19 protein-coding genes are annotated in these 23,316 nt (G+C 65.2%); 4 read left to right on the top strand and 15 right to left on the bottom strand.

Going from position 1 to position 23,316, the window contains the following annotated elements:
* Positions 1-184 precede the first annotated feature (184 nt).
* The 14 genes from ACZY0Q_RS00320 to dinB form a co-directional block, all read right to left on the bottom strand.
* Positions 185-1,114, bottom strand: a complete 930-nt coding sequence (locus tag ACZY0Q_RS00320; RefSeq protein WP_463913295.1) for a cell division protein FtsQ/DivIB — start codon at positions 1,112-1,114, stop codon at positions 185-187.
* The gene (gene murC, locus ACZY0Q_RS00315) at positions 1,107-2,483 is read right to left on the bottom strand and encodes a UDP-N-acetylmuramate--L-alanine ligase (protein WP_463913293.1); all 1,377 of its coding nucleotides are present in this window, start codon (positions 2,481-2,483) and stop codon (positions 1,107-1,109) included. Before murC ends, ACZY0Q_RS00320 begins: the two co-directional genes overlap by 8 nt.
* A complete protein-coding gene (gene murG, locus ACZY0Q_RS00310; RefSeq protein ID WP_463913291.1) occupies positions 2,480-3,580 on the bottom strand; it encodes an undecaprenyldiphospho-muramoylpentapeptide beta-N-acetylglucosaminyltransferase in 1,101 nt (366 codons plus the stop codon). Before murG ends, murC begins: the two co-directional genes overlap by 4 nt.
* 6 nt (positions 3,581-3,586) lie before the next feature.
* Complete coding sequence (gene ftsW / locus ACZY0Q_RS00305) at positions 3,587-4,993, bottom strand: putative lipid II flippase FtsW (RefSeq protein WP_463913289.1); 1,407 nt, start codon at positions 4,991-4,993, stop codon at positions 3,587-3,589.
* A gap of 2 nt (positions 4,994-4,995) precedes the next feature.
* Entirely contained in the window at positions 4,996-6,573 is a 1,578-nt protein-coding gene (murD, locus tag ACZY0Q_RS00300) for a UDP-N-acetylmuramoyl-L-alanine--D-glutamate ligase (RefSeq protein ID WP_463913288.1), read from the bottom strand.
* Positions 6,555-7,664, bottom strand: a complete 1,110-nt coding sequence (gene mraY, locus ACZY0Q_RS00295) for a phospho-N-acetylmuramoyl-pentapeptide-transferase (protein WP_463913286.1) — start codon at positions 7,662-7,664, stop codon at positions 6,555-6,557. The genes murD and mraY overlap by 19 nt, the downstream gene beginning before the upstream one ends.
* A complete protein-coding gene (locus ACZY0Q_RS00290; protein ID WP_463913284.1) occupies positions 7,661-9,127 on the bottom strand; it encodes a UDP-N-acetylmuramoyl-tripeptide--D-alanyl-D-alanine ligase in 1,467 nt (488 codons plus the stop codon). The genes mraY and ACZY0Q_RS00290 overlap by 4 nt, the downstream gene beginning before the upstream one ends.
* A 6-nt stretch (positions 9,128-9,133) precedes the next feature.
* Complete coding sequence (locus ACZY0Q_RS00285) at positions 9,134-10,780, bottom strand: UDP-N-acetylmuramoyl-L-alanyl-D-glutamate--2,6-diaminopimelate ligase (RefSeq protein ID WP_463913282.1); 1,647 nt, start codon at positions 10,778-10,780, stop codon at positions 9,134-9,136.
* An 89-nt stretch (positions 10,781-10,869) separates the two neighbouring features.
* Entirely contained in the window at positions 10,870-12,666 is a 1,797-nt protein-coding gene (locus ACZY0Q_RS00280) for a peptidoglycan D,D-transpeptidase FtsI family protein (protein WP_463913280.1), read from the bottom strand.
* Between the two features lie 71 nt (positions 12,667-12,737).
* The gene (ftsL, locus tag ACZY0Q_RS00275) at positions 12,738-13,397 is read right to left on the bottom strand and encodes a cell division protein FtsL (RefSeq protein WP_463913278.1); all 660 of its coding nucleotides are present in this window, start codon (positions 13,395-13,397) and stop codon (positions 12,738-12,740) included.
* A complete protein-coding gene (rsmH, locus tag ACZY0Q_RS00270) occupies positions 13,394-14,386 on the bottom strand; it encodes a 16S rRNA (cytosine(1402)-N(4))-methyltransferase RsmH (protein WP_463913277.1) in 993 nt (330 codons plus the stop codon). The genes ftsL and rsmH overlap by 4 nt, the downstream gene beginning before the upstream one ends.
* A gap of 170 nt (positions 14,387-14,556) precedes the next feature.
* Positions 14,557-14,985, bottom strand: a complete 429-nt coding sequence (gene mraZ, locus ACZY0Q_RS00265; protein WP_058929387.1) for a division/cell wall cluster transcriptional repressor MraZ — start codon at positions 14,983-14,985, stop codon at positions 14,557-14,559.
* Positions 14,986-15,451: 466 nt separating this feature from the next.
* Positions 15,452-15,826, bottom strand: a complete 375-nt coding sequence (locus ACZY0Q_RS00260) for a DUF3040 domain-containing protein (RefSeq protein ID WP_463913275.1) — start codon at positions 15,824-15,826, stop codon at positions 15,452-15,454.
* 264 nt (positions 15,827-16,090) lie between these two features.
* Positions 16,091-17,248, bottom strand: a complete 1,158-nt coding sequence (gene dinB, locus ACZY0Q_RS00255; RefSeq protein WP_463916194.1) for a DNA polymerase IV — start codon at positions 17,246-17,248, stop codon at positions 16,091-16,093.
* Positions 17,249-17,388: 140 nt separating this feature from the next.
* On the opposite strand from dinB, the gene ACZY0Q_RS00250 reads away from it, so the two are divergent.
* Both ACZY0Q_RS00250 and ACZY0Q_RS00245 read left to right on the top strand, forming a co-directional pair.
* Complete coding sequence (locus tag ACZY0Q_RS00250; protein ID WP_463913273.1) at positions 17,389-17,919, top strand: hypothetical protein; 531 nt, start codon at positions 17,389-17,391, stop codon at positions 17,917-17,919.
* Positions 17,916-19,010 carry a polyprenyl synthetase family protein gene (locus tag ACZY0Q_RS00245; protein ID WP_463913271.1) on the top strand — a complete coding sequence of 365 codons (1,095 nt, stop codon included), beginning with the start codon at positions 17,916-17,918 and terminating at the stop codon, positions 19,008-19,010. The genes ACZY0Q_RS00250 and ACZY0Q_RS00245 overlap by 4 nt, the downstream gene beginning before the upstream one ends.
* Positions 19,011-19,070: 60 nt before the next feature.
* Here ACZY0Q_RS00245 and ACZY0Q_RS00240 read toward each other — a convergent pair whose 3' ends face one another.
* Positions 19,071-19,424 (bottom strand): Rv2175c family DNA-binding protein, encoded by a 354-nt coding sequence (locus ACZY0Q_RS00240; RefSeq protein WP_058929391.1) that lies wholly within the window; start codon positions 19,422-19,424, stop codon positions 19,071-19,073.
* Positions 19,425-19,665: 241 nt separating this feature from the next.
* Between ACZY0Q_RS00240 and ACZY0Q_RS00235 the strand changes: the two genes are divergently transcribed.
* Positions 19,666-21,063, top strand: a complete 1,398-nt coding sequence (locus ACZY0Q_RS00235; protein ID WP_463913269.1) for a LysM peptidoglycan-binding domain-containing protein — start codon at positions 19,666-19,668, stop codon at positions 21,061-21,063.
* 103 nt (positions 21,064-21,166) lie between these two features.
* Positions 21,167-23,257 (top strand): Stk1 family PASTA domain-containing Ser/Thr kinase, encoded by a 2,091-nt coding sequence (pknB, locus tag ACZY0Q_RS00230; RefSeq protein WP_463913268.1) that lies wholly within the window; start codon positions 21,167-21,169, stop codon positions 23,255-23,257.
* The last annotated feature ends 59 nt before the right edge of the window (positions 23,258-23,316 follow it).

Genomic DNA, 23,316 nt, shown 5'->3' with positions numbered 1-23,316 from the left:
ACGTGTCCCTTGTTCGTGTCCTATTGCGAAAACTGTGGAGTCGGGCTTGAAGCTTCGAACCTTAACCTTCGAGTTGAAGGTTATAGTTATGTCAAGTAACTCATGTCTGGAACGCTATTTCCTATGGTTCAGACATTCAATAACCGGAGCCGCGTGTCGCGGGAATACCGGGTAAATAAAGCGATCAGCGCGTCACCGGGTGCCGGGGCGCGCTGACATCGTACACACGGACCGGGTTCTTCGGGTCCGCGGGAACCTTGAGCAGGGCTTCGAGCACCTTGGCTTTGAGCTCCTTCTCCCCCGCATTCCCCCAAATGATGGTCTGGCCGTTCACCAGTTTGAGCTCCACGGCATCCACGGACTGCGCGGACGCGTTGGACAGCTTTGACAGCACGTCCAGCGGGAGTGCACCGAGGACCGCTGCGGTGGCCTGGAAGAGGTCCTTGCCGATGGCTCCGGCGCCGCCGTCGATCACGGGCAGGGAAACCGTTGCCGGGTCCGCGGGACTGGCCAACACCACGCCGTCCACATCCACCAACTGGTACTGCTCCCCCTGCTTGACCACTGCAACCGGAACGCGCTCCAGCACCTGGACCACCAACCCGGACGGCGGCCGCGCCTGGGTTGAAACGGATTTGATCTGGACTAGGGGCGCCAGGAGGCGGCTGACCTCCTCATCGCTGATCTGGGGCAGGGGCCTGCCCTTCAGGGGTTCGAGCGCGGCCTGGACCTGCTCCGTCGTGACGAGCCGGGTCCCGGACACCGACACGGTGCCTACGGCAAGGGCCGGCGAGAAGATTGCAGCGGCCAGCAGCGCGCAGAGCAGCGCCAGGACAGTGCCCAGCGTCACCATGATGTTCCGTTTGCGGCGCTTTGCGGGCGGCTCCGGGAACACCAGCACATTGTCAGTGCTTTGCGTAGCTTTGTCAGGGCCCGCTGGCGCCTTGTCCGCTGACCACTTGCTGCCCGCATCCTTCACTTTCTTGCGGCCGGGCAAAGACGGGGTATCCGCTTCCGGGGCACTCTTGGAGGCCGAGATGACCTGCGGTTCCGCAGCCGCGGATGGCTGCCGCCTGCCGGGTGAGGCGTAGGTGGGCCGGCGCGGACTACCCACCGAGGGCCTGCACGATCTGGGGTCCGAAGGCTGTGACGTCGCCTGCCCCGACGGTCAAGATGATATCGCCGGGGCCGGCCGCGTCCGCAAGGGCAGCAACCGCCCTGCCCGGCTCCACGAGGCGTCCGCCGGCGGCCAAGTGTTCGCCGATGAGCTGGCTGGTGACGCCTGGGATGGGATCTTCGCGTGCGGGGTAGATGTCCAGGACCAGGGCGGTGTCCGCAAGGTTCAGCGCTTCCGCGAACTCCCTGGCAAACTCCCTGGTGCGGGAGAAAAGATGCGGCTGGAACAGGACATGGACGCGGTGCCCGCCGGCCACGGACCGGGCAGCCGTCAGGGCGGCCCGGACCTCGGTGGGGTGGTGGGCGTAGTCGTCATAGACGCGCACGCCGCGCGCCTCCCCTTTCAGTTCAAAGCGCCGGGAAGCGCCCGAGAAGTGCGCCAGGGCACCTGCGGCAGCGTCGGCGTCGACCCCCAGCTCCAGTGCGACGGCGACGGCGGCGGCGGCGTTCAGCGCGTTGTGCCGGCCCGGGACCTGCAGGTCCAGGGCGAACCGTCCGGCGGGTGAGGAGACTGCCACGTCCCCCGGGCCGCCGTCGTGCAGTACCAGATCCGACGCATCCGACGTGCCGTACAACACCACCCGGGTGTTGCCGCGCGCGAGCGTGCGCTCTGCGAGGGCCGCGGCACCGGCGTCATCAGCGCAGGCAATCAGGACGCCGTCGGCCGGAAGCAGCGCCGTAAAGCGGTCGAAGGACTCGTAGACGGCTTCGGCGGTGCCGTAGTGGTCCAGGTGATCGGGTTCGACGTTGGTGACCACGGCAATCCTGGGCCGGTAGTTCAGGAAGGACCCGTCGGATTCGTCCGCTTCGGCCACAAAGACCCCGGACGTGCCGTGGGCGGCATTGACGCCGAGCGAAGGCACGTTGGCGCCGATGGCAAACGACGGATCCATCCCGGCACCCTGGAGCAGGACGGTGATCATGGATGTGGTGGTGGACTTCCCGTGCGTGCCTGCCACGGTCACCACGAGGTCCTCCCCCATGGTGGCCGCCAGCGCCTCCGAGCGGTGCAGCACCGGAAGGCCGGCAGCACGCGCGGCCACCAGTTCGGGGTTGTCCGCTCGGATCGCCGAGCCGGCCACCACGGTCTGGGCATCGCCCAGGTTGGCTGCGGCGTATCCCACGGCGATCCTCGCGCCGGCGGCGGCCAGCTCCGCCATCACCGGGAGGTCCTTGGCATCCGATCCGCTGACGGCAACGCCGCGGGCCACCATGATGCGGGCCACGGCGGACATTCCTACCCCGCCGATGCCAATGAAATGGACGCGGCCCAGGGACTCCTGGCTGCGGATGCTTGCGGGGATCATGCGGATACCGCTTCCAGGACAAGATCAGCCATGCGCTGATCGGCGTTTCTGATGCCAAGGCGGCGCGAGCTGGCGCCCATGGTTGCCAGGCGGCCGGGGTCGGTGACCAGGGGGATGAGCTGGCCCGCCACCCACTGCGCGGTGAAGTCCTTATCGGGGACCAGGAGTGCGCCGCCGGCGTTTACGAGCCCTGCCGCGTTGAGCGCCTGTTCGCCGTTGCCGATGGGCAGCGGGACAAACACTGCAGGCAGTCCGACGGCGGCCACTTCGCAGACTGTGGCTGCGCCGGACCGTGCGAGCAGCACGTCCGCGGCGGCATACACCTGTTCCATGCCGTCCACGTATTCCACCTGCCGGTAGCCCGGTGCGGCGAGGGGGCCGCCGTCGGGCCCCAAAACCGTCTTGCCGCGGCCGGTGATGTGGAGGGTCTGGATTCCTGCCGCGCCAAGGTCCTGGACGGCGGCGGCCACCGCGCGGTTGATGCTCTGGGCGCCGGAGGAACCGCCGGTCACAATCAGCGTGGGCGTGGTGGGATCCAGGCCCAGGGCTTCGCGGGCGGCAGCACGGGCAGCGACCCGGTCCAGGCTGGAGATTTCGGTCCGCATGGGCATTCCCACATGGCGGGCGTGACGCAGGCGCGTGGTGTCGAAGGCGGTGGCCACGTGACGGGTCAGGAACGATCCCACCCTGTTGGCCAGGCCGGGCCGGGTATTGGCCTCGTGGATCACGATGGGGATTCCCCGGCGCCGGGCGGCGAGGTACAGCGGTGTGCAGACATAGCCGCCAACGCCCACCAGGACGTCGGCCGAGGCTTCATCGAGGATGTGTCCGGACTGCCTGACCGCCCCGGCCAGCCGCGCGGGCAGCCTGAGCAGGTCAACGGAAGGCTTTCGCGGAAAGGGAACGCGGTCGATGGTGGCCAGTTCCAGGCCGGCGGCGGGCACCAGCCGGGTTTCCATGCCGGCGGGCGTACCCACAGCAAGCAGCTTGGCACCGGGCGCAGCCGCACGCAGGGCGGCCGCGATGGCCAGCAGGGGGCTGATGTGGCCGGCGGTTCCGCCGCCCGCCAGGACAATGGACAGGTTCTGGGAAGTCATCTGGAGCTACGTACGCTTTCTTGCGGTTGTTTTGGGACCGGCTGGTTTGCGGCCGGCAGTGTTGCGGCCAGCGGTATTGGGGCCGAATGTTTTGCGGCCGGCAGGTGTGCGGCCGGTGGCACCCCCGGCCTTCCGGGCGCGCCCGAATTTGAGCATTTTCTTCGGCCGGAGGGCCGGCGCCATCTGCTCGCGGGCAAGCGACAGCACCACCCCGACGGCGCAGAGCGACATCAGAAGTGCCGACCCGCCGTACGAAATGAACGGCAGCGGCACGCCGATCACAGGCATCAGCCCTGTCACCACGGCCATGTTGACCGTGGCCTGCCCCAGCAGCCACACCATGATGGTGCCCGCCAGCACTCGGTGGAACATATCTTCCTGAGCCACCACTACGCGGTAGATGGCAGCCCCGAGGATGGCAAAGAGGACAAGCACGACGACGGTGCCCACCAGGCCGAGCTCCTCGCCGATGATGGCGAAAATGAAGTCGTTGTGGGCTTCCGGGATCCAGCTGTATTTCTGCCGGCTTTGGCCGAGGCCGACGCCGAACCAGCCTCCGGACGCGAGCCCGTAGAGCCCGTTGGTGGCCTGGTAGTTGGCGTCAATGCCGTCGGCGCAGGACTGGCCGGTCCACCACGAGGTGATGCGGCACATGCGGTTTGAGCTGGTGATGGCCATGAGGGCTGTGCCGGCTGAGGCCGCCAGGGCGGCGAACCCGAACAGGTACAGCGGCACTCCGGCGAAGAAGAGGGCGGCAGCGGTGATCATCATGATGATCATGGCTGTCCCCAGGTCGTTGCCCAGCAGGACCAGGCCGATCACCGCACCCGCCAGCGGAACGGCCGGGATCAGCACGTGCGGCCAGCGCCGCAACAGCTTCCCTTTCCTGGCCAGGACCGTGGACAGCCACAGCGCCAGTGTCAGTTTGGACGCCTCGGACGGCTGGAAGGTGATGCCGCCGAGGTCGATCCAGTTCTTGTTTCCGTTGACTTCGTCACCGATCAGCTGCACCAGGACCAGAAGGACAAGGGCCGCGCCCAGCCCCGGCCAGGCCAGGCGCTTCAGCCAGACCACGTTGATGCGCGAGAGGACAAACATGGTGAAAATGCCGATGGCCGCGAACATACCCTGCTTGAGGGCGTCGCCGTACGGCGATTTTCCGGCAGCTATGGATTCGACGCTTGAGGCCGACAGCACCATCATGATGCCGATTGCGGTCAGGGCCAGCGTGGAACCAAGGATCAGGTAATACGTTGAGCCGTTTTTGGAGGTACCGGTTCCTTCCAGCGTTGACCAGAAGGCCCGGTATATGCCCCGGATCCGGTCCGGCAGGGTAATGGTGGACTTTACGGGCGAAGCGGGTTTCCCGGAGTGCGGCCGTGAGGCCGGCGACCGGGTGGGCGTGCTGACCATTGTTACTCCTCGCCGGTCTGGGCCTGCCCTTCCACCAGCTCGCGGACAGCTTCAATAAAGGCGTCGCCGCGGTGAGCATAGGAAGAGAACTGATCCATGGAAGCAGCTGCCGGGGCCATCAGCACGGTGTCGCCTGATGCCGCCAGCTGAGCCGCTGACGCAACGGCCCGGGACATCACGGCCGCACCGGAATCCGGCGAGCTGCCCGTGGTGGCTCCGCCCGTTGCGGCAGTCTGCATATTTTCAGTGTCGCCCGCCGGCGTATTGATCACGGGGACATCCGGCGCGTGTCGCTGCAAGGCGTCCGCCAGCGCGGCGGTGTCCGTGCCGATGAGCACCACAGCCTTGAGCCTGGCCGCGTGGTCCCGGACCAGGTGGTCGTAGCTGACGCCCTTGGACAGCCCGCCCGCGATCCAGATGACGTTCTCAAAGGTGGCCAGTGACGCTGCCGCTGCGTGCGGGTTGGTGGCCTTGGAATCGTTGACCCAGAGCACGCCGTTCTGCTTAGCGACCGGCTGGATGCGATGGTTGCCGGGCACGTAGTCCTGGATGCCCTGGCGCACTGCCTTCGCATCCACACCGAAGGCCCGGACCAGGGCCGCCGCCGCTAGGGCGTTGGCCACCATATGCCGGGGCGCAAACTGGCCCAGGTCGGTCATCGAGGCCAGCTCGGCGGCGCTGTCCTTGCGTTCCTCAATAAACGCACGGTCCACCATCAGGCCCTCCACCACGCCGAGCATGCTGATGGCCGGGGTGAGCGTGGTGAAGCCGACGGCACGGCAGCCCTCGACGACGTCGGCGTCTTCAACCATGCGTTCGGTCTCGATCTGCTCCGCGTTGAAGATGCACGCCTTCTGGGTGCGCGCGTAGACCTTTGCCTTGTCCGCGAGGTAGGAATTGTAGGACCCGTGCCAGTCGACGTGGTCCTCAGCCACGTTCAGGCAAACGCTGGCCACAGGCGACAGCGATTCCGCCCAGTGCAGCTGGAAGCTGGACAGTTCAACCGCAAAGGCGTCATACTCCACGGGATCCCGGAGCGCGTCCAGGATGGGGGTGCCCACGTTGCCCACCGCGATGGCCTTGAGGCCGGCGGCCTGCAGCATGGACGCGGTCAGGCCCACAGTGGTGGTTTTGCCGTTGGTGCCGGTGATGGTCAGCCAGTCAGCGGTTTTGTGCCCTGCCCGGACACGGAGCCGCCAGGCAAGTTCGACGTCGCCCCAGACCGGAATGTGCGCGCGTGCAGCGGCTGCCAGGAGCGCCTGGTCGGGACGCCACCCCGGGGAGGTCACGATGAGTTCGGGGAAGCTGCCATCGATTTTGGGGATGCTGCTGACGGCGTCCTCGCCCAGGAGCACGTCCACGGCGCCGACGATCTTCAGGGTGTCTGCCTGTGCTTTGGCTGTCTCGGAGGTGGCGGCGTCAACCACAACCACCCGGGCACCGAGTTCGATCAGGGTATCTGCCGCGGCGAACCCGGACACTCCGATGCCGGTGACTGCAACGCGCAGCCCTGCCCAATCGGAATCCCAACTGACCAGGTTCTGCAGGCGGGGAGAAACAGTCACAGGAGCACAACCCATTCAGCGTAGAAGACGCCCAGGCCCACGGCTACGAAGAGCCCGCCCAGGATCCAGAACCGGACCACCACCGTGACTTCTGCCCAGCCCTTGAGTTCGAAGTGGTGCTGCAGCGGCGCCATCTTGAAGACGCGTTTACCGCCGGTGGCCTTGAAGTAGCCCACCTGGATGATCACGGACAGCGTGATCAGGACGAACAGGCCGCCGACGATTCCCAGCAACAGTTCCGTGCGGGACAGAATGGCGAAGCCGGCGATCGCGCCACCGATGGCCAGTGACCCAGTGTCGCCCATAAAGATCTTCGCCGGGGAGGTGTTCCACCAGAGGAACCCCACCAAGGCTGCGCTTAGGATGGCGGCCAGGAGCGCCAGGTCCAGGGGGTCGCGGACGGAGTAGCAGCCGCTGCCGGCTTCCCGCGGCGATCCACACGCCTGGTTGTTCTGCCAGATTCCCATCAGCGTGTAGGCACCGAAGACCATGACCGAGGCCCCGGCCGCGAGACCGTCCAGTCCGTCAGTGAGGTTCACGCCGTTGGTCGCGGCGGTGACGATCAGGTTGGACCAGAGCACAAAGAGGATTGCGCCGACTACCGTGCCGGCGAAGGCCAGGTCCAGCCAGGGAATGTCACGGACCAGGGAGATCTTAGTCGAGGCCGGCGTCAGGCCGTCGGGGTCGGGAAAATTCAGCGCCAGGATGGCGAAGGCTATGCCGACGGCAGCCTGGAGGATGAGCTTGGCCTTCGCATCGAGCCCAAGGCTCCGCTGCCGGGAGATCTTGATGAAATCGTCCAGGAAACCCACCAGCCCCATGCCGACCATGAGGAAGAGCAGGATCAGGGCCGAGGCCGAAGGGCCTGCCGAATCAGGGTTCATCATCCACATGATCAGGTGGGTCAGTCCGTAGCTGAGCAGGACCGCACCCACCACTACGGTGCCGCCCATGGTGGGCGTGCCGCGTTTGGTGTGATGGGAGGTGGGTCCGTCATCGCGGATGAACTGTCCGTAGCTCTTGCGCACAAGCAAGCGGATAAACAGCGGCGTTCCCACCAAGGCAAACAGCAGGGCAAGTCCTGCGCCGATCAGTAGTGCAATCACAGCAGCTCGCTCCCTTCATGGGCGGGTTCCGTGGATTGTGGGGGTAATGCTATCCGATCGCCCAGGTGCCGCAGTCCAACACTGTTGGACGACTTGAAGAGCACCAGGTCGCCGGGCTCAAGCTCGGCGTTCAGGAGCGCATAGGCGTCCTCGGCAGTTTCGGCGAAAACGCACTCATCGCCCCAGGAACCCTCTTGGACGGCGGAAACGTAAAGTGCGCGGGCTTCGCGGCCGACGACGACCAGCCGGGAAATGTTCAATCGGACCACCTGGGTGCCCACAACGGTGTGTTCCCGGATTGAATCAGGTCCCAGTTCCAGCATGGCACCCAGGACGGCCCAGGTGCGCCGTCCGCGGCCCAGGTCCGCCAGCGTGCGCAGGGCCGCCCGCATGGACTCCGGGTTGGCGTTGTAGGCATCGTTGATGATGGTCACGCCGTCAGCACGTTCCGTGCGTTCCATCCGCCAACGGCTTGCTGCTGACTGTGTGCTCAGCGATGCGGCGATGTCCTTGCCGGATACACCGGCCGCGTGCGCGGCAGCTGCTGCGGCGAGGAGGTTGCCGGTGTGGTGCGCGCCGATGAGGCGGCTGCTGACATGCAGGCCTGCTTCGCCGCCGGGCAGGATGAGCTCAAATTCCGGGTTGCCCGCGGCGTTTGTGTCCGGATTCACGGCCCGAACGGTCGCGTCAGGGCGTCCTTCGGCCGAGAAACCCAGCACACTGGCGCCGGTGCGGCTGCGCATGGCAGCGACGCGGTCGTCGTCGAGGTTGATAACGGCAGTGCCGCCGGCGGCGAGGGCCTCCACCAGTTCGCCTTTGGCCCGGGCAATGTTGTCCACGCCGCCGAACTCCCCGGCGTGGGCAGTGCCGATACCGAGGACGACGCCAATGTCAGGCTTCACCATGTCGGCCAGGTAGCGGATGTGCCCGATGCCCGTGGCGCCCATCTCGATCACCAGGTACCGCGTGTGGGTGTCGGCGCGAAAGACCGTGAGCGGCACGCCCACCTCGCCGTTGTAAGACCCTTGCGGCGCAACTGTGGTGCCCTGCTGGTTGAGGATGCCGGCGAGGAGGTCTTTGGTGGTGGTTTTCCCGGCGGAACCGGTGATTCCAATGACGGTCAGGGCATCGCCTGCAGCAGCCCGGGCCAGGCGGATCCGACGGACCGCTTCGGCGGCCAGGGCGCCCATGGCCAGCACGGCGTCCTCGACCAGGACAGCCGGATAGTTGACGCCGTCCGGCCCCGTCACGGGGCGCTCAGCGAGAACCAGCACAGCACCGCGGCTGAAGGCCGCGGCAATGAAGTCGTGGCCGTCCGCGTGCTCGCCAGGTTTCGCCACGTACAAGGACCCGGCGGCGGCCTCCCGCGAATCAGTGACCACCGACAGGGGTGTGATCCCCGGATCGGCGTCCAGGCGGCCTTGTGTGATATCGGCGATCTCCGCCGCAGTAAGTGCAATCATCTCGGTCTAGGACTCTATCCGGTCGTCTCGGAGAACGGTGAATCCCCTGGCTGTCAAGGCGTTCCGCAGTTCCACCCGGTCGTCGAGCGCCAGGTTGACGCCCTTGACTTCCTGCCAGACCTCATGGCCCCGGCCAGCCACCAGGATGGTGTCGCTTGGACCGGCCAGTTCAACGGCCCGTCGGATGGCGTCGTCGCGGGGATAAACCTCTTCGATGACACACCCCGGCGATTCGCGTTCGCGCGCCGACCGTGCGCCCGCCAGCACATCTGCCCTGATGGCCGCGGGGTCCTCGTCGTGGGGGTCGTCATCCGTGACGATGACGATGTCGGCCATCTTCGCGGCGACGGCGCCCATGGCGGGCCGCTTGCCCTGGTCGCGTTGTCCCGTGGCTCCGAAAACCACGATCACGCGGGAGCCCAGCAATGGTGACCTGACGGCTTCCAGCGCACGTGCCAGGGCATCAGTGTTGTGGGCGAAGTCCACTACGGCCGCAGGTTCTTCGGAGACGAGCTGCATGCGCCCCGGGACGGCCACGGTGAAGGGGTCATGGCGGTCGAGGGCAGCCTGCACGGTGGCGGCGTCCACTCCGCTGGCCAAGACCATAACCGTTGCCAGCGCCGCGTTGGCGACATTAAAAGCGCCCGGCAGGCCGGTGTGGACGTTGAGGTTGATGCCCTCAGGGCCCTGCACTCTGAAGTCGGTTCCCAGGCCCCGCGCTGCGGTGGTCGTGACGGCCCAGTCCGCGGCACCCCCGGGTGTCATTGAGAGGGTGGTGACCGGGATCGGTGCCGTGGCGGCAAGCCTGCGGCCCCATTCGTCGTCGACCGTCACCACAGCCCTGCGGGCACGGCCCGGTGTGAACAGTTCCGCCTTCGTGGCGAAGTAGTCCTCCATGGTGCCGTGCAGGTCCAGATGGTCCTGCGTCAGGTTCGTGAAACCGGCAACGTCGAAGAGCACACCGTCCACCCGCTGGAAGGACACGGCGTGGGAGGACACTTCCATGGACGCCGCGTCCAGCCCCCGTTCCCGCATGAGGGCGAGCAAGCCGTGGAGGTCCGGTGACTCGGGTGTGGTCAGGAGGCTGGGGACCGGCTCTCCGCCGGCCAGGATTTCGATGGTTCCGATCAGGCCGGTCTGCTGCCCGAGCGCACGGAGCAGTGCGTTGATGAAGTACGTGGTGGTGGTCTTGCCGTTGGTTCCCGTCACACCGTACAAGCGCGGCGTCGGCCCGGCTGTTGGCTGGCTCTGGTAGATCATGGCGGACAGCGGCCCCACCACGTTGCGCGGTCCTTCCACCACAAGCACCGGTACCGATGCTTCGGCAGTGTCCGCAGACAGCGCGAGAAGGCGTGCGCCGGCGTCGTCGGTCAGGACTGCCACCGCTCCCCTGCCCACCGCCTGCGAAACGAAGTCAGCGCCATGGCGGGAGGCTCCGGGCAGCGCCACATACAAGTCGCCCTGTTCCACGGTTCGCGAGTTCAGTGAAATTCCCGTGATGCTGACTCCAGCGGAGGCACCCGGGACCTGCACACCGATTTCGGCTCCGATCGTGTCCAGGCGGACCGCAGCAACGGCCGTAGGCCTGAACCGCGCGGAGGCTGGTTCCCCTGCCGGCCCCGCGTTGCTGGCTGATGCGTTCTGGTCTGACAAGGAAATCTCCGATGGTGGTGCTAGTGGATCATGCCCGCGGGAGACTGCTTCCGCTGCGGGCGTCTTGGGAACTGCTGCCTGGCTTGATGCTACTTGGCGTACTGCGGCAGCCTGGCCGGTTCACCCGTGGACGGCTGGACGTTGTAGGTGCGCAGGGCCTGGCTCATGACCGAACGGAACACCGGCCCCTGAGTGATGCCGTAGATGCTGCCCTTCGGACGTTGCAGTACCACCTCAACAATAAACCGCGGGTCGTCCATCGGTGCCATACCCACGATCGAAGCGGTGTAGCCGCAGAACCCTGACTTCCCGTCGTCGCACGGAGATTCAGACGTTCCGGTCTTCGCCCCCACCCGGTATCCGTCGATCGCGGCGTCCTTGATCTGGCCTTCGGTCACCGCGCTTTCCAGGATGTCCTGGACCTGCTGCGCGGTGCCGTCGGACACCACCTGGCGGGAAGGCTGTGGGGCAACCGCCTCTTCTGTTCCGTCCGGTGACACGTATGCATCAATAAGGCGCGGCTGGAGCATCACACCATTGTTGGCGATCGTTTGGAAAGCGCGGACCGTCTGCAGCGTCGACTGGGCCACACCCTGGCCGAAAAGCACTGTGTATTCCTGGCGGCCGTCCCATTGGTCTGCCGGGGTAAGAATGCCAGATGCGGTGGCGGGCAGCCCGATGTCCGGCGCTTCGCCGATACCGAATTTCTTCAGCCAGTCGTGCCTTTGGTCTTTGGTGAGCCGGGAGCCGGCCGCCACGGTGCCGGTATTCATGGACCAGCCCAGGATGCCGGCGAGCGTGCGCTCTTCGGTGCCATGGGTGAAGGAGTCCGTGAACGTCTGGCCGTCCACCGTGTAGGACGGACCGAGCGTGAAGGTGTCCAGCGGGCTGGATTTTCCTTCCTCAATCAGCGCGGCCGCGGTGATCATTTTCTGCACCGATCCGGGCTCATACGCGGCAGTTACGGAGCGGACGCCGCGGTCCTTGGCGGCCACACGGCCGGGATCGTTCGGGTCCGGCGCGTTGGTGTCGGCCATCGCAATCAGGTTGCCGGTCTTGGCGTCCATCACGATGATGGCACCCCACTCGGCACCGAGTTTGTCCGACTGGCTCTGTATGGCCTGCTGGGCGAAATACTGGAGATCGGAATTGAGCGTGAGCTTCACGTCCTTGCCGTCCTCCGGGGGTGTCAGCTCATCCACGCCGACGGGAATCCGAAGACCGTCCGCGCCGATCTCGAAGAGCCGCTTGCCGTCCTTTCCGCGCAGCAGCCCGTCCTGGGTCTGTTCGATCCCCGCCTGGCCGGTGCTTCCGTCCTGGAGGAAGCCGATAATGCCGCCGGCGACGGAACCGTTGGGGTACACGCGTTTGCTGACACCCTCGGTGACGATGCCGGGAATACTCAGATCCGAAACCCTGAGCTCAACGTCCGGCTTCAGGTCCTTAGCCACGATGTGGTATTTCGATTCGCCCGTCACGGCGTTCCTGAGGTCGTCAGTATCCATGCCCAGGACAGCCGCGAGTTCGCTGATACCCTGCTCCCGGCTGACTTCAACCAGCTTGTCGGCGCCTTCCTCCAGGCGCCAGAACTTATCGGTCTTCGTGTTGGTGGTCTGGTCCACCACAATGTTGTAGCGGATCACGCTGTTCGCCAGGACCGTCCCGTCGGAGTCCAGGATGCTCCCGCGTTCGGCAGGGAGCGAAGTCTCGCGCATCCGGTAATCGAGCGCAGCGGCGGCCATCCCGCCGACGTCGAGCCCTTGGACGAAAAAGAGCTTGCCGCCCACCACTAACAGCAGCGTCAGCATAATGCCCAGGCCAAGGCGCAGCCGTTTTGTGGCGTTAGGGGCCTTGCCGCTTTTTGCCTTGCCGGTCCTCTGCGCCACCGTGATTCCCTTGCTGCTCGCCGTTGTTGCCTGTTTTAGTGCCTGACTGGCTGTCCTTCAGCGGCTACCGGTTAGAGCCCGGGCACCTTCTGTTCGGGTGCCGGTACCGAACCGCCGTGGAGCTCCACGGCAGGTGCTGGCGGAGCGGGTGCTTCAACCGGCGGGGCTGCCGCGGCAGGCGCCGCTGCCGGCTCCTCGGTGGCCGGTTTACGGTTCGCCAGCGGCTCCCCGGAAGTTGCCGGCGGAACCACGATGATCATTCCCTCCACTGCCGGGGCAGGGATGACCGACCCAGCCGCGCCACCCTTAACAGCAGGAGTCGCCTTACCCGTGACGGCAAGGGTGGAGAGGTCGATCTGGCCTTTAACCGTCGAAGCTACCATTCCCAGGTCTGAGGCCTTGGCTGCCAGGTTCTGGGGAGCCTCGAAGTTCTGGACCTGCTGTGTCAGGTCCTGGTTCTGCTTGGTCAGGGTGCTCTGCTTGCCCCTCAGTTCCACCAGCTGGTACTGGGAGGTAGAGACCGAGATGTTCAGGACCAGGACGGCGACGAGCGCAACAGCAAGCAGGGCGAAACACATCACCACAAAAGGCGCGCGGCGCTTCTTGGGGGCGGAACGGACCACAGACAGGGGCGTGCGCTCCCTGCGGCCGGCGCCAGAGGGCAGCGACCTGATCGCCGGGGCGCTGCTGCCGGAGACGACCGGAAAGTTCTTGACGGCGGCAGTGCTCATGCGTCTCTCCTGGCTCTGATACGTTCCACGGCCCGCAGCCTGGCGGAGGCTGCGCGCGGATTTTCTGCAATCTCGACGGCGGTGGGTACCTCGGTGCCCTTGGTCAGGGTTTTGAGGAAGGCCTTGTGTTCCTCAAGCTCCACCGGAAATCCGAGCGGCGCGGAGGACTTGGAGCCGGCTTGGAAAACGGACTTGACGATCTTGTCTTCGAGGGAGTGGTAGGACATGACCACGATGCGTCCTCCCAGGGCCGTTGCTGCCACGGCTGCCGGAACGGCTCGCTCCAGCACGTCCAGCTCCTCATTCACTTCGATGCGCAGCGCCTGGAATGTGCGCTTGGCGGGGTGGCCGCCCGATTTGGCGGCTGCGGCCGGAACCACGGAGCGGATCTGTTCCACCAGTTCCCCCGTGGTGGCGAAAGGCTTGGCAGTCCTCGCCGCGACAATCCTGTTGGCGATCCGGCCGGCGAACTTCTCCTCGCCCCACTTCCGGATGATCCGGACGAGGTCCTCTTCGCTGTAGTTGTTGACCACATCCGCTGCGGTCTGCCCGCGGCTGGTGTCCATCCGCATGTCCAGCGGAGCGTCAAAGGAGTAGGCGAAGCCACGCTCGCGCTCGTCCAGCTGCAGCGACGACACGCCCAGGTCCATCAGGATGCCGTGGACCTGCGCGACGCCCAGGTCTTCGAGGACGTCGTCGATTTCGTCATAGACGGCGTGGACCAGGTCTGTACGGGAAGCGAAGCGTGCCAGCCGCTCCCCTGCCAGCGCCAGTGCTTCCTCGTCACGGTCGATGCCGATCAGGTGCAGATCTGGGAAACGCTCCAGCATGGCTTCGGAGTGGCCGCCCATGCCGAGGGTCGCATCAATGGCGATGGGGGTTTCACCTCGGAGGCGGGCAGCTTCGAAGCCGGGGGCCAACAAATTGATGCACCGGTCCTTGAGGACCGGCACATGGCGTTCGGACGTTGGCTTCGGGTCATCGTTCATGCCTTCGTCCTTTCTTGCCGTGAGTGTTGGTGTGCAGCTTCTTGAGCCAGATCCCCATCCGCGCCTATCATCCTGCCGGCCTGGCTCCGGGGAAGTGAGGCCAGGTTGACTGTCTGATGGGCGGCTGGAGATCTCGTTCAAGAAGCGGTTCCGCCTGGCCGTTCAGGTGATCACAGAATCCCCGGAATGGCGTCGTCGGTTTCGGAGAAGGCGGTTTCCTTCTCCGCGAGGTACTCGTTCCAGGCCTGGGCATCCCAGATCTCGGCCCGGGTTCCTGCACCGATGACGGCCAGTTCCCTGCCGAGGCCTGCGTACTCCCGGAGCGCGGCCGGAATGGTTATGCGCCCCTGCTTGTCAGGTACCTCGTCAGAGGCTCCAGAGAGAAAGACGCGGATGTAGTCCCGGGCCTGCTTGGAGGAAATGGGCGCCTCCCGCATTTGCTCGTGGACACGTGCAAATTCCTGCTCACTGAAGACGTAGATGCAACGTTCCTGTCCCCTGGTGAGAACAAGTCCACTGGCAAGCTCCTCACGGAACTTCGCGGGGAGGATAATTCGGCCCTTTTCGTCCAGACGTGGCGAGTGTGTGCCCAGAAACACTGGCCCACCGCCTGTCTGCCGTCAGGAACTGCAATATCCCCTGTGTTGCAACTACCCTCTTATGTCCTCCACATTACTCCACTTTCCACCACAGTCAACGCAAATCGAGCCAATAGTCCCCCCTTTTCAGGCCACAGTCCCCCGAATGGCGCGTGAGCTGGCGGTGGATGGAAGTGGAGGGTCTGCCGCCGTTTCGGCTCGAACCATAAGTACCCGACGGCGGCGCCGTGCCGCCGTCGGACTCAGAACGGCTCAGGCGGCACATCCGCGGGCGTCCGGCGGCCCATCCAGAGCGCAGCAGGGGTGGTTTTGAGCGCGCAAACGGGCACGGACCGCTACTTGCTGCGGGTTAAACGCAGAAGACCCGCCGTAGCGGGTCTTCTGCTGCGGTCATCCTGACCGAAGGGAGCGAAATGGAGGGCAGGCATGAACCAATGGCCATGGCACCGGATTTACGCGCGCTGCCTTAGGATTCGTCGCGGCGGCGCTCGTCCCAGCGCTCTTCCAAGTTGGACATGAATGAACTCCGCGGTTTCCCCGACTTACCGGTGCCAGGTACGGAGCGTTGCTTGCCGCCAGCAGCGTTGCGCATCGTGGCGAAGTACACACCGCCGCCCATAACCACAAAGCCCAGGACACCGACAAAGATGTTCTGGACCGTCACACCGACCAGGAGCAGGGCGATCCCCGCCAGGGTGCAGAGCACACCAATCACGATGTGACGGGTGGACCACGTTCGCCCGGGATCCGAACCCATGGAATTCGCGAATTTCGGATCGTCTTCGTGCAGCTGCTTCTCCAGCTGCTCCAGCAGCTTCTGTTCGTGCTCCGAGAGCGGCATCACGACCTCCTTAAGTAGGCCAACGTCCGGGCTGGTCCCATCCCGTACTACTGCTCCGATAACGACCGGCATGCCCGGGAGGTTCCCGCCCCGCCGGCGATGGCGGAATGCGAACACCGGCATGCAGGGCTTTGGAACTGCAGCATGTCCAAGAAGTCCGGCAATAACTGAAAACTATGTATATATAAGGATAGTTTGTCGGGGGCTGTTCTGAAAGACGGCCATCACCTCCCTGAACCAAACACGCAACGTGCCGACGCAGCCCTACGTCCCGTTTCCGGACTCCAGCAGGCTGGCGGGGAGAATCGATTTACTTCCGAACTTCCGGCTCACCTCGTCCAAGGCCTGTTCTGCTGCCCGCCAGTTGTCATCCCGGCGGTCAAAGCTGAGCTGGAGGGACGTGTGGGCGGTGGCTTCGAGCTGCTCGGCCCGGATGCCAACAAGCCGCACGGTCATGGGCCGGCTCCCTAATGATTCCAGAAGCTGCATGGCCACGGCATAAATGAGCTGGGCGCTGTCTACCGGTGTGTGGACAGTGCGGCTCCTGGAGATGGTGGAAAAATCGGCATACCGGAGTTTCAACGCCACCGTCCGCGCCACCATCCCCGAACTCCGCAGCCGTCCTGCCGTCCGGTGGGAAAGCCGCAGCAGCTCCCGTGCGATCAGGGCGTTGTCGCCGGTGTCCACGGCGAAGGTCTCTTCCGCGCCGATGCTCTTCTCAAGTCTCACGGGGGTCACTGGCCGCGGATCGATCCCCCACGACAGGCGGTAGACGTGTTCACCGGTGGCACCCAGCATTCTCTTCAGGGAGGACACCGGCGTGGCAGCCACGTCCGCCACGGTCCTGATGCCCATCCGGGCCAGGACATCCGCGGTCTTGGCGCCGATGCCCCACAATGCCCCGACCGGCAGGCTGTGGAGGTAGGGCACGGTCTCGTCGGGTCCGATCTGCAACAGCCCGTCAGGTTTGCAACGCGTGGAGGCAATTTTGGCTACGAACTTGCTGGCAGCTATTCCCACCGAGGCGGTAATGCCCAATTCGGCAGCCACCCGGCGCCGGATCAGTTCACCTATGTCGCGCGGCGGTCCCAACCGGCGGATGGCGCCACCGACGTCCAGGAACGCTTCGTCGACACTCAGCGGCTCCACCAGATCAGTGATGGACTCGAAGATTTCCATCAGCTGGGCGGAAACCTCGTAGTACAGCTTGTGGCGCGGTTCAATGATGACGGCTTTGGGGCACATCCGGGCTGCTACCACCATGGGCATGGCGGACTTCACTCCGAAGGCGCGGGCTTCATACGACGCCGAGAGTACTACCGAGCGGTCCGCAGGGAATCCGACGATCACCGGTTTGCCACGGAGATCCGGCCGGGTACGAAGCTCCACTGCGACGAAGAATGCGTCCATGTCCACGTGCATGATGCAGTTACGCCGGAGCTCACGAAGACCCGCTTCGGTGTACTGGTTGTTCCGCTCAGGCCCCACACCGGCAATTGTATCGGTTGGTACTGACTAAACTGGAGGCTGAATCCGGCAACAACACCAGGAGGACAGTCCCTGTGACCGTCATGAAAAGTCTTAAGCCAACAGGATTAGCGGCACTGGCTGCCGGCGCGATACTCGCCCTCGCTGCCTGCAGCCCCGCGGAGCCCGGAGTGGTGGCATCACCCTCCTCAGTCACTTCTGCACCAGCGTCGGGCAGCGCCAGCATTACCGCCTCCGCCAGCCCAACGGCTTCGCCGGGAACGTCAGCCACGGTGGGGACAATCGTTGCGGGATTCCCCGAAACGCTGCTCCCCGTGATGACCGGCGCCACGGTGATTTCGAGCAGCTTTGACAAGACGTCAACGCCAGCCACCGCAGCACTTGTGGCCAGCATCAACGCCCCGACTGCCGCCGTCGTGGATTTCTACACCAAGCACCTTCAAGCGCAGGGATTCAAAGCCGTCCCCGGGGACGCAGTGGGCGCCGTCGCTTCCAAAGACTTCGTCCGGAACGGCTCCGAGACGGTCAACATCGCCGCCGTCGAGGCCGCCGGTGTCTCCACGTTCACCATCGGCGCCAACGTGGCTGCTGAGTCTGCCAAGTGAGTGTTCCGGAGCAGTTGCGGACTGAGCAGGCTGCATTCGTTGCCGCTGTTGCCGGTGGGCTGACAGACTTCCTCACCACGCGGCAATCGCTCATGGTCGCCATTTCACCCGATATCGAGCCCATTATGGGCTCCATTTCCAATCTGGTGACGGGCGGCAAGAGGCTCCGCGCCCTGATGTGTTACTGGGGGTGGCGCGGTGCGGGCGGCGATCCGGCGGCCGCGGAAATCGTTACGGCGGGATCGGCCCTCGAACTCTTCCAGGCAGCTGCCCTGATCCATGACGACATCATTGACCGCTCGGACACACGGCGTGGCGGGCCAAGCGTGCATCGCCGCTTCAGCCAGCTGCACCATGCGCAAGGCTGGGCCCTGGACAGCGAGCGGTTTGGGCAAGCAGCCGCGATCCTCACCGGGGATCTATGCCTCTCCTTCAGCGAGGAGGCCTTCACGGACATCGGCGAACAGGCGGCTGCGGGCAGCAGGGCGCGGCTGATCTTCAACCTCATGCGTGCCGAAGTGATGGCGGGGCAGTATCTTGACATCCTGGAGGAAGTGGCCGGTCCTGTCCGGGACCGGGCCGGAGCGGTGACGAGGGCACAGTCCATCATCAGGTTCAAGTCCGCCAAGTACTCCACTGAGCACCCGCTGGCGCTTGGCGGCGCCCTGGCGGGCGCTCCGGACGACCTGCTGCGGGGCTACTCGGCCTTCGCGCTGCCGCTGGGCGAGGCGTTCCAACTGCGCGACGACGTCCTGGGCGTCTTCGGCGACCCCGTCACGACAGGCAAGCCGGCAGGCGACGATCTCCGCGAAGGAAAGCGGACGGTACTCATTGCCCTCGCGCTGGGCCAGGCGTCAACCGCAGAATCGGCATTTATCGACGCGAAGCTGGGCAGCCCTGACCTGGGCGATGCCGATGTTGCTGAGATCCGGCGGATCATCGAAGAGTCGGGGGCGCTGGAGGCAACTGAAGTGCTGATCAACGAGTTCGGGGCTGCGGCGTACGACGCACTGGAACAGCTGCCGCTGGACGAACTGCCCAAGACTGCACTGCGGAAGCTGGCGGAAGCCACGGTCAGCCGCGCATCCTGAGGTTGGCGCTGGTCTCCGCCGCTTCCGCGGGCCCGGCGCCGTCCGGGCCCTTGGTGCTCTTTACCAGGCCAGGGTCTGGGCCCGGCGCCTGATTTCCGTCTTGCGGCCTTCCCGCAACGCATCAATCGGCCGGCCGCGGAGCGACTCGTCGGGGGTAAACAGCCAGACGATCAGGTCCTCGTCGGAATAGCCGGCGTCCGCCAGGACAACAATGGTCCCCTTGAGGCTGTCAACAACCTGGCCGTCCAGGATAAATGCGGCTGGAACGGAACGTATCCGCCGCTCCCCGACCCGCAGGGCCGCCAACGCGCGTTCATCAATAAGGCCATGGACTCTCGTAATCGAAACGTCCAACAACTGCGCGACATCAGGCAGGGGCAGCCACTCGCCCACAAGGCTTTCTACGTTACTCACGGATCAAGGTTGCCACGGCCGGAGCCCTGCCGCATAGTCGTGATTCGCCGCCACTGCCGCGAATCACGCGACACTCCATAAAACTCTTTATTCTGCATGGGGCCGAATTCTTGTGCTATGCGGACTTTCATGAGAGATTCACATAGATCACATTTGTAACAGCAATAACTTAAGTAACACTAGTATCAATAGTCACATCGCATGTCCCGGCCCCCTGCAGTTGAAGAAGAGGATTCTTTCCATGACGACGTCCCGCTCGCCAAAGCAGCCCCCCAGGCAGAGCCTGCCTATGATTGCGGTCACCACGGCGGCGCTTCCTGCGGTTGTGTTGTCGTCGTTGGCCTTCGTCCAGCCAGCCGCCGCAGAGGCACCTGCCCGTGCAATCCCGGCAACCCTCGCCGCCGCGATGAAGGCCCAGGCCGCCGAAGCGAAGGCTGCCCTGATCCCGGCGGCCTCGGTGTCCACCACTGTTCCGGCTGCCTTCCAGCCCATGCAGCCGGCGGCGCCCGCGGAGTACACCATTGCCCGGGGCGACACCGTCAGCGGAATCGCCGGCAAGTTCGGGTTGGACGCCCACGAGGTCCTTAAGCTCAATAACCTCCAGCCGAACACCATCATCTACCCCGGCCAGAAGATAAAGCTGTCCGGCTCGGGTTCCGCCGCTGCACCGGCGGCCCCGGCCGCGGCTGCGCCTGCTCCAGCCAACACCGGAAGCAGCTACACGGTAAAGGCCGGGGATACGCTCGGCGCCATCGCAGCCCGGCACAACGTCAGCCTGTCCGATGTTTTGAGCTGGAACAGCCTGAACATGCGCTCCATCATCTACCCGGGCCAGAAGATCAACGTGGGCGCGGGTACCCCCGCAGCACCGGCTGCGGCCGTCCAGCCTACTTCCGCTCCGGCAGCACCGGCTCCCGCACCAGCTCCTGCCGCTCCTGCTCCCGGCGGTTCATACACGATCAAGTCCGGGGACACCCTCTCAGCGATCGCCTCCCGGCACGGCGTCAGGCTCTCGGACATCCTGGCGGCCAACCAGCTGAGCATGACTACAGTCATCTACCCCGGCAACAAGCTGGTCATTCCCGGCGCTTCCATCCAGCCCGCTTCCTCCACCCAGCCCGCCCCGGCAGCCCCCGCCGCCCCCGCCGCCCCGCTGGTTCCGAGCCACTTCCTAGGCTTCACCTACCCCGCGGCCGTAGTGAGCTCCGCCAACGAGAACAAGGCTTTGCTGAACGCCTCCCCCGTACCGTCCCGCGCTGAGATGCGCACAATTGTGGCAGACACGGCCCGCCAGATGGGGGTGGACCCCTCACTGGCCCTGGCCTTCGCGCACCAGGAGTCGGGCTTTGACCAGCGTGCTGTGTCACCGGCCAACGCGATCGGAACCATGCAGGTCATCCCCTCCTCCGGGCAGTGGGCCTCGGACCTCGTTGGGCGCAAGCTCAACCTGCTGGACCCCTACGACAACGCAACGGCCGGCGTGGCTATCATCAAGCGGCTTATCGCCACCAGCAAGGACGAAGAAACAGCGATAGCGGGGTACTACCAGGGCCAGTACTCCGTCAGCAAATATGGCATGTACGACGACACCAAGGCTTACGTAGCTGCCATCAAGGCGCACCAGAAGAACTTCGGCTAGGCCTCCGTGCCGCAGGCTTGCTGACGCCAGCCCGGGGATAACGATAAGGGTCCGGACCGCACGTCGGTTCGGACCCTTTTCCATGCGGGATTAGGATCGTAGGGTGCAGGAACAAGTGTCAGACCGTCTCGTTGGAACGCTGGTGGACAACCGCTACGCCGTCCGCTCCAAACTCGCGCGCGGGGGTATGTCCACCGTATATCTGGCAACGGACCTCCGGCTGGAGCGCGATGTTGCCCTCAAGGTCCTCCATCCCCACCTCGCCACCGACGAAACGTTCCTGGACCGGCTGGGCCGCGAGGCGAAGGCCGCCGCGAAGCTGTCCCACGCCCACGTTGTGGGAGTCCTGGACCAGGGCAACGACGGCCAGACGGCGTACCTGGTGATGGAACACATCAAGGGCCACACCCTCCGTGACGTCATCAGATCCAAAGGTGCGCTGCCTCCCCGGCTGGCCCTTGCCCTGATTGATCCGGTAGTGCAGGGCCTCGGCGCGGCGCACGCCGCGGGACTGATCCACCGGGATGTGAAACCGGAGAACGTCCTGATCGCGGACGACGGCCGGATCAAGATCGGCGACTTCGGGCTGGCCCGTGCGGTGACGACATCCTCGAGCACCGGGACCCTGATCGGTACCGTAGGTTACCTCTCCCCCGAACTTGTGCTGGGAAAACAGGCCGACACCCGGAGTGATATCTACTCCGTGGGCATCATGCTCTATGAGATGCTGACCGGCCAGCAGCCGTACGACGGCGAGGTCCCCATCCAGGTTGCGTACAAGCACGTGAATGAATCGGTCGGTCCGCCTTCGGCCTTGGTGCCTGGCCTCGCCGCCGAGGTGGATGAACTCGTCCAGTGGTGCACCGCAAACGATCCCGAGAACCGCCCGGTGGACGGCAACGCCCTGCTACAGGAACTGCGCCACATCCGGACCAACCTCACGGACGCCGAGCTCGACCTTATGCCGCCGGCAGCGGCGCCGGAAGGACAGCAGAACCACACTGAGGTCATCGCCCGCACCAACAATCCCACGGCCGTAATGTCGTCCTTCTCCCGGCCCCAGCCACAGCACCCACCGCAGGCTCCGCATGCCCTGTATCCGCCCGACGCCGACTTCCGGCCAGGCGAACAGTACCGGCCGGAAGCGCATGACCGGCAGCAAACGCAGCACGGGCCCGATGATCAGGCCTCGGCCCGGGACGCGGTCCCCCTTAGCAAACGCGCCCGCCGCAAGCTCGACCGGGAGGACGAGAAGGCAAGGGCGCGGGCTGCGGCGACACCGGTCCGGAGCCTGCACGAGGGCAACCCGCGGCGCCGCAGCGTCCTCTGGGTGATGGTCCTGGTCATCATCGCATTGCTTGCAACAGGGGCCGGCTGGTTCTTCGGCATGGGCCCCGGGTCGCCGGGCACCATTCCGGCGGTCGCCAACAAGTCAGTGGCCCAAGCCCAGCAACTGCTGGACGAGGCGGGGTTCCAGTCACGGACCAACGATGTCTTTGACGACGACGTTCCCTCCGGCCTCGTAGTGGGCTCCGACCCGACTGCCGGCACGGAGACCCGGAAGTTCCAGCCGGTGTCCTTGTTTGTTTCCAAGGGCCCCCAACTCTATGAACTCCCGAAACTGACCGGCGGAACGCTTGATGGCGCGAAAAATGCGCTGAACCGGGGCGAAATGGCGCTGGGCACCGTCACTGAACAATTTGACGACACCGTTGCCGCCGGCGTCGTGCTCTCGCAGGATCCGGCCGCCGCGACTCCCGCGCGCCACGGCACCCCGGCGAATCTTCTGGTCTCCAAGGGGCCGCAGCCGATCCCGGTCCCGTCAGTGGTGGGACTGGCGGAGAACGCCGCCGTCGACGCCATCAAGGCGGCCGGCCTCAAAGCCGATGTCGCGCAGGACAAAGTCAACGATCCCAAGGTGCCCAAGGGGTCAGTTGCCGCACAGTCACCCGCTACCGGCACCCTGACCAAGGGCGGCACAGTGACGCTGACGATTTCCGACGGACCCAAGCTGATTGAAGTTCCCAGCTTCATCGGCAAACAAGCCAAAGAAGCCGAAGACGCGCTGCGCGCGCTGGGCTTCGAGGTACGGGTAAACAATATCCTCGGCGGCTTCTTCGGCACGGTGCGTGACCAGGACCCGGTGAAGAAGAAGGTGCCTGAAGGCTCCGTCGTCACCCTGACGGTGGTGTAGCCGGCGCACCGCCGGTCACACCACCTTTCCGGTCACACCGACGCGGAAGCCCGGCTCCG

Source organism: Pseudarthrobacter lactosi (genome assembly GCF_055412785.1).
The sequence above is the reverse complement of the archived record's forward strand: the minus strand, read 5'-3'. Positions and strand labels throughout refer to the sequence as shown.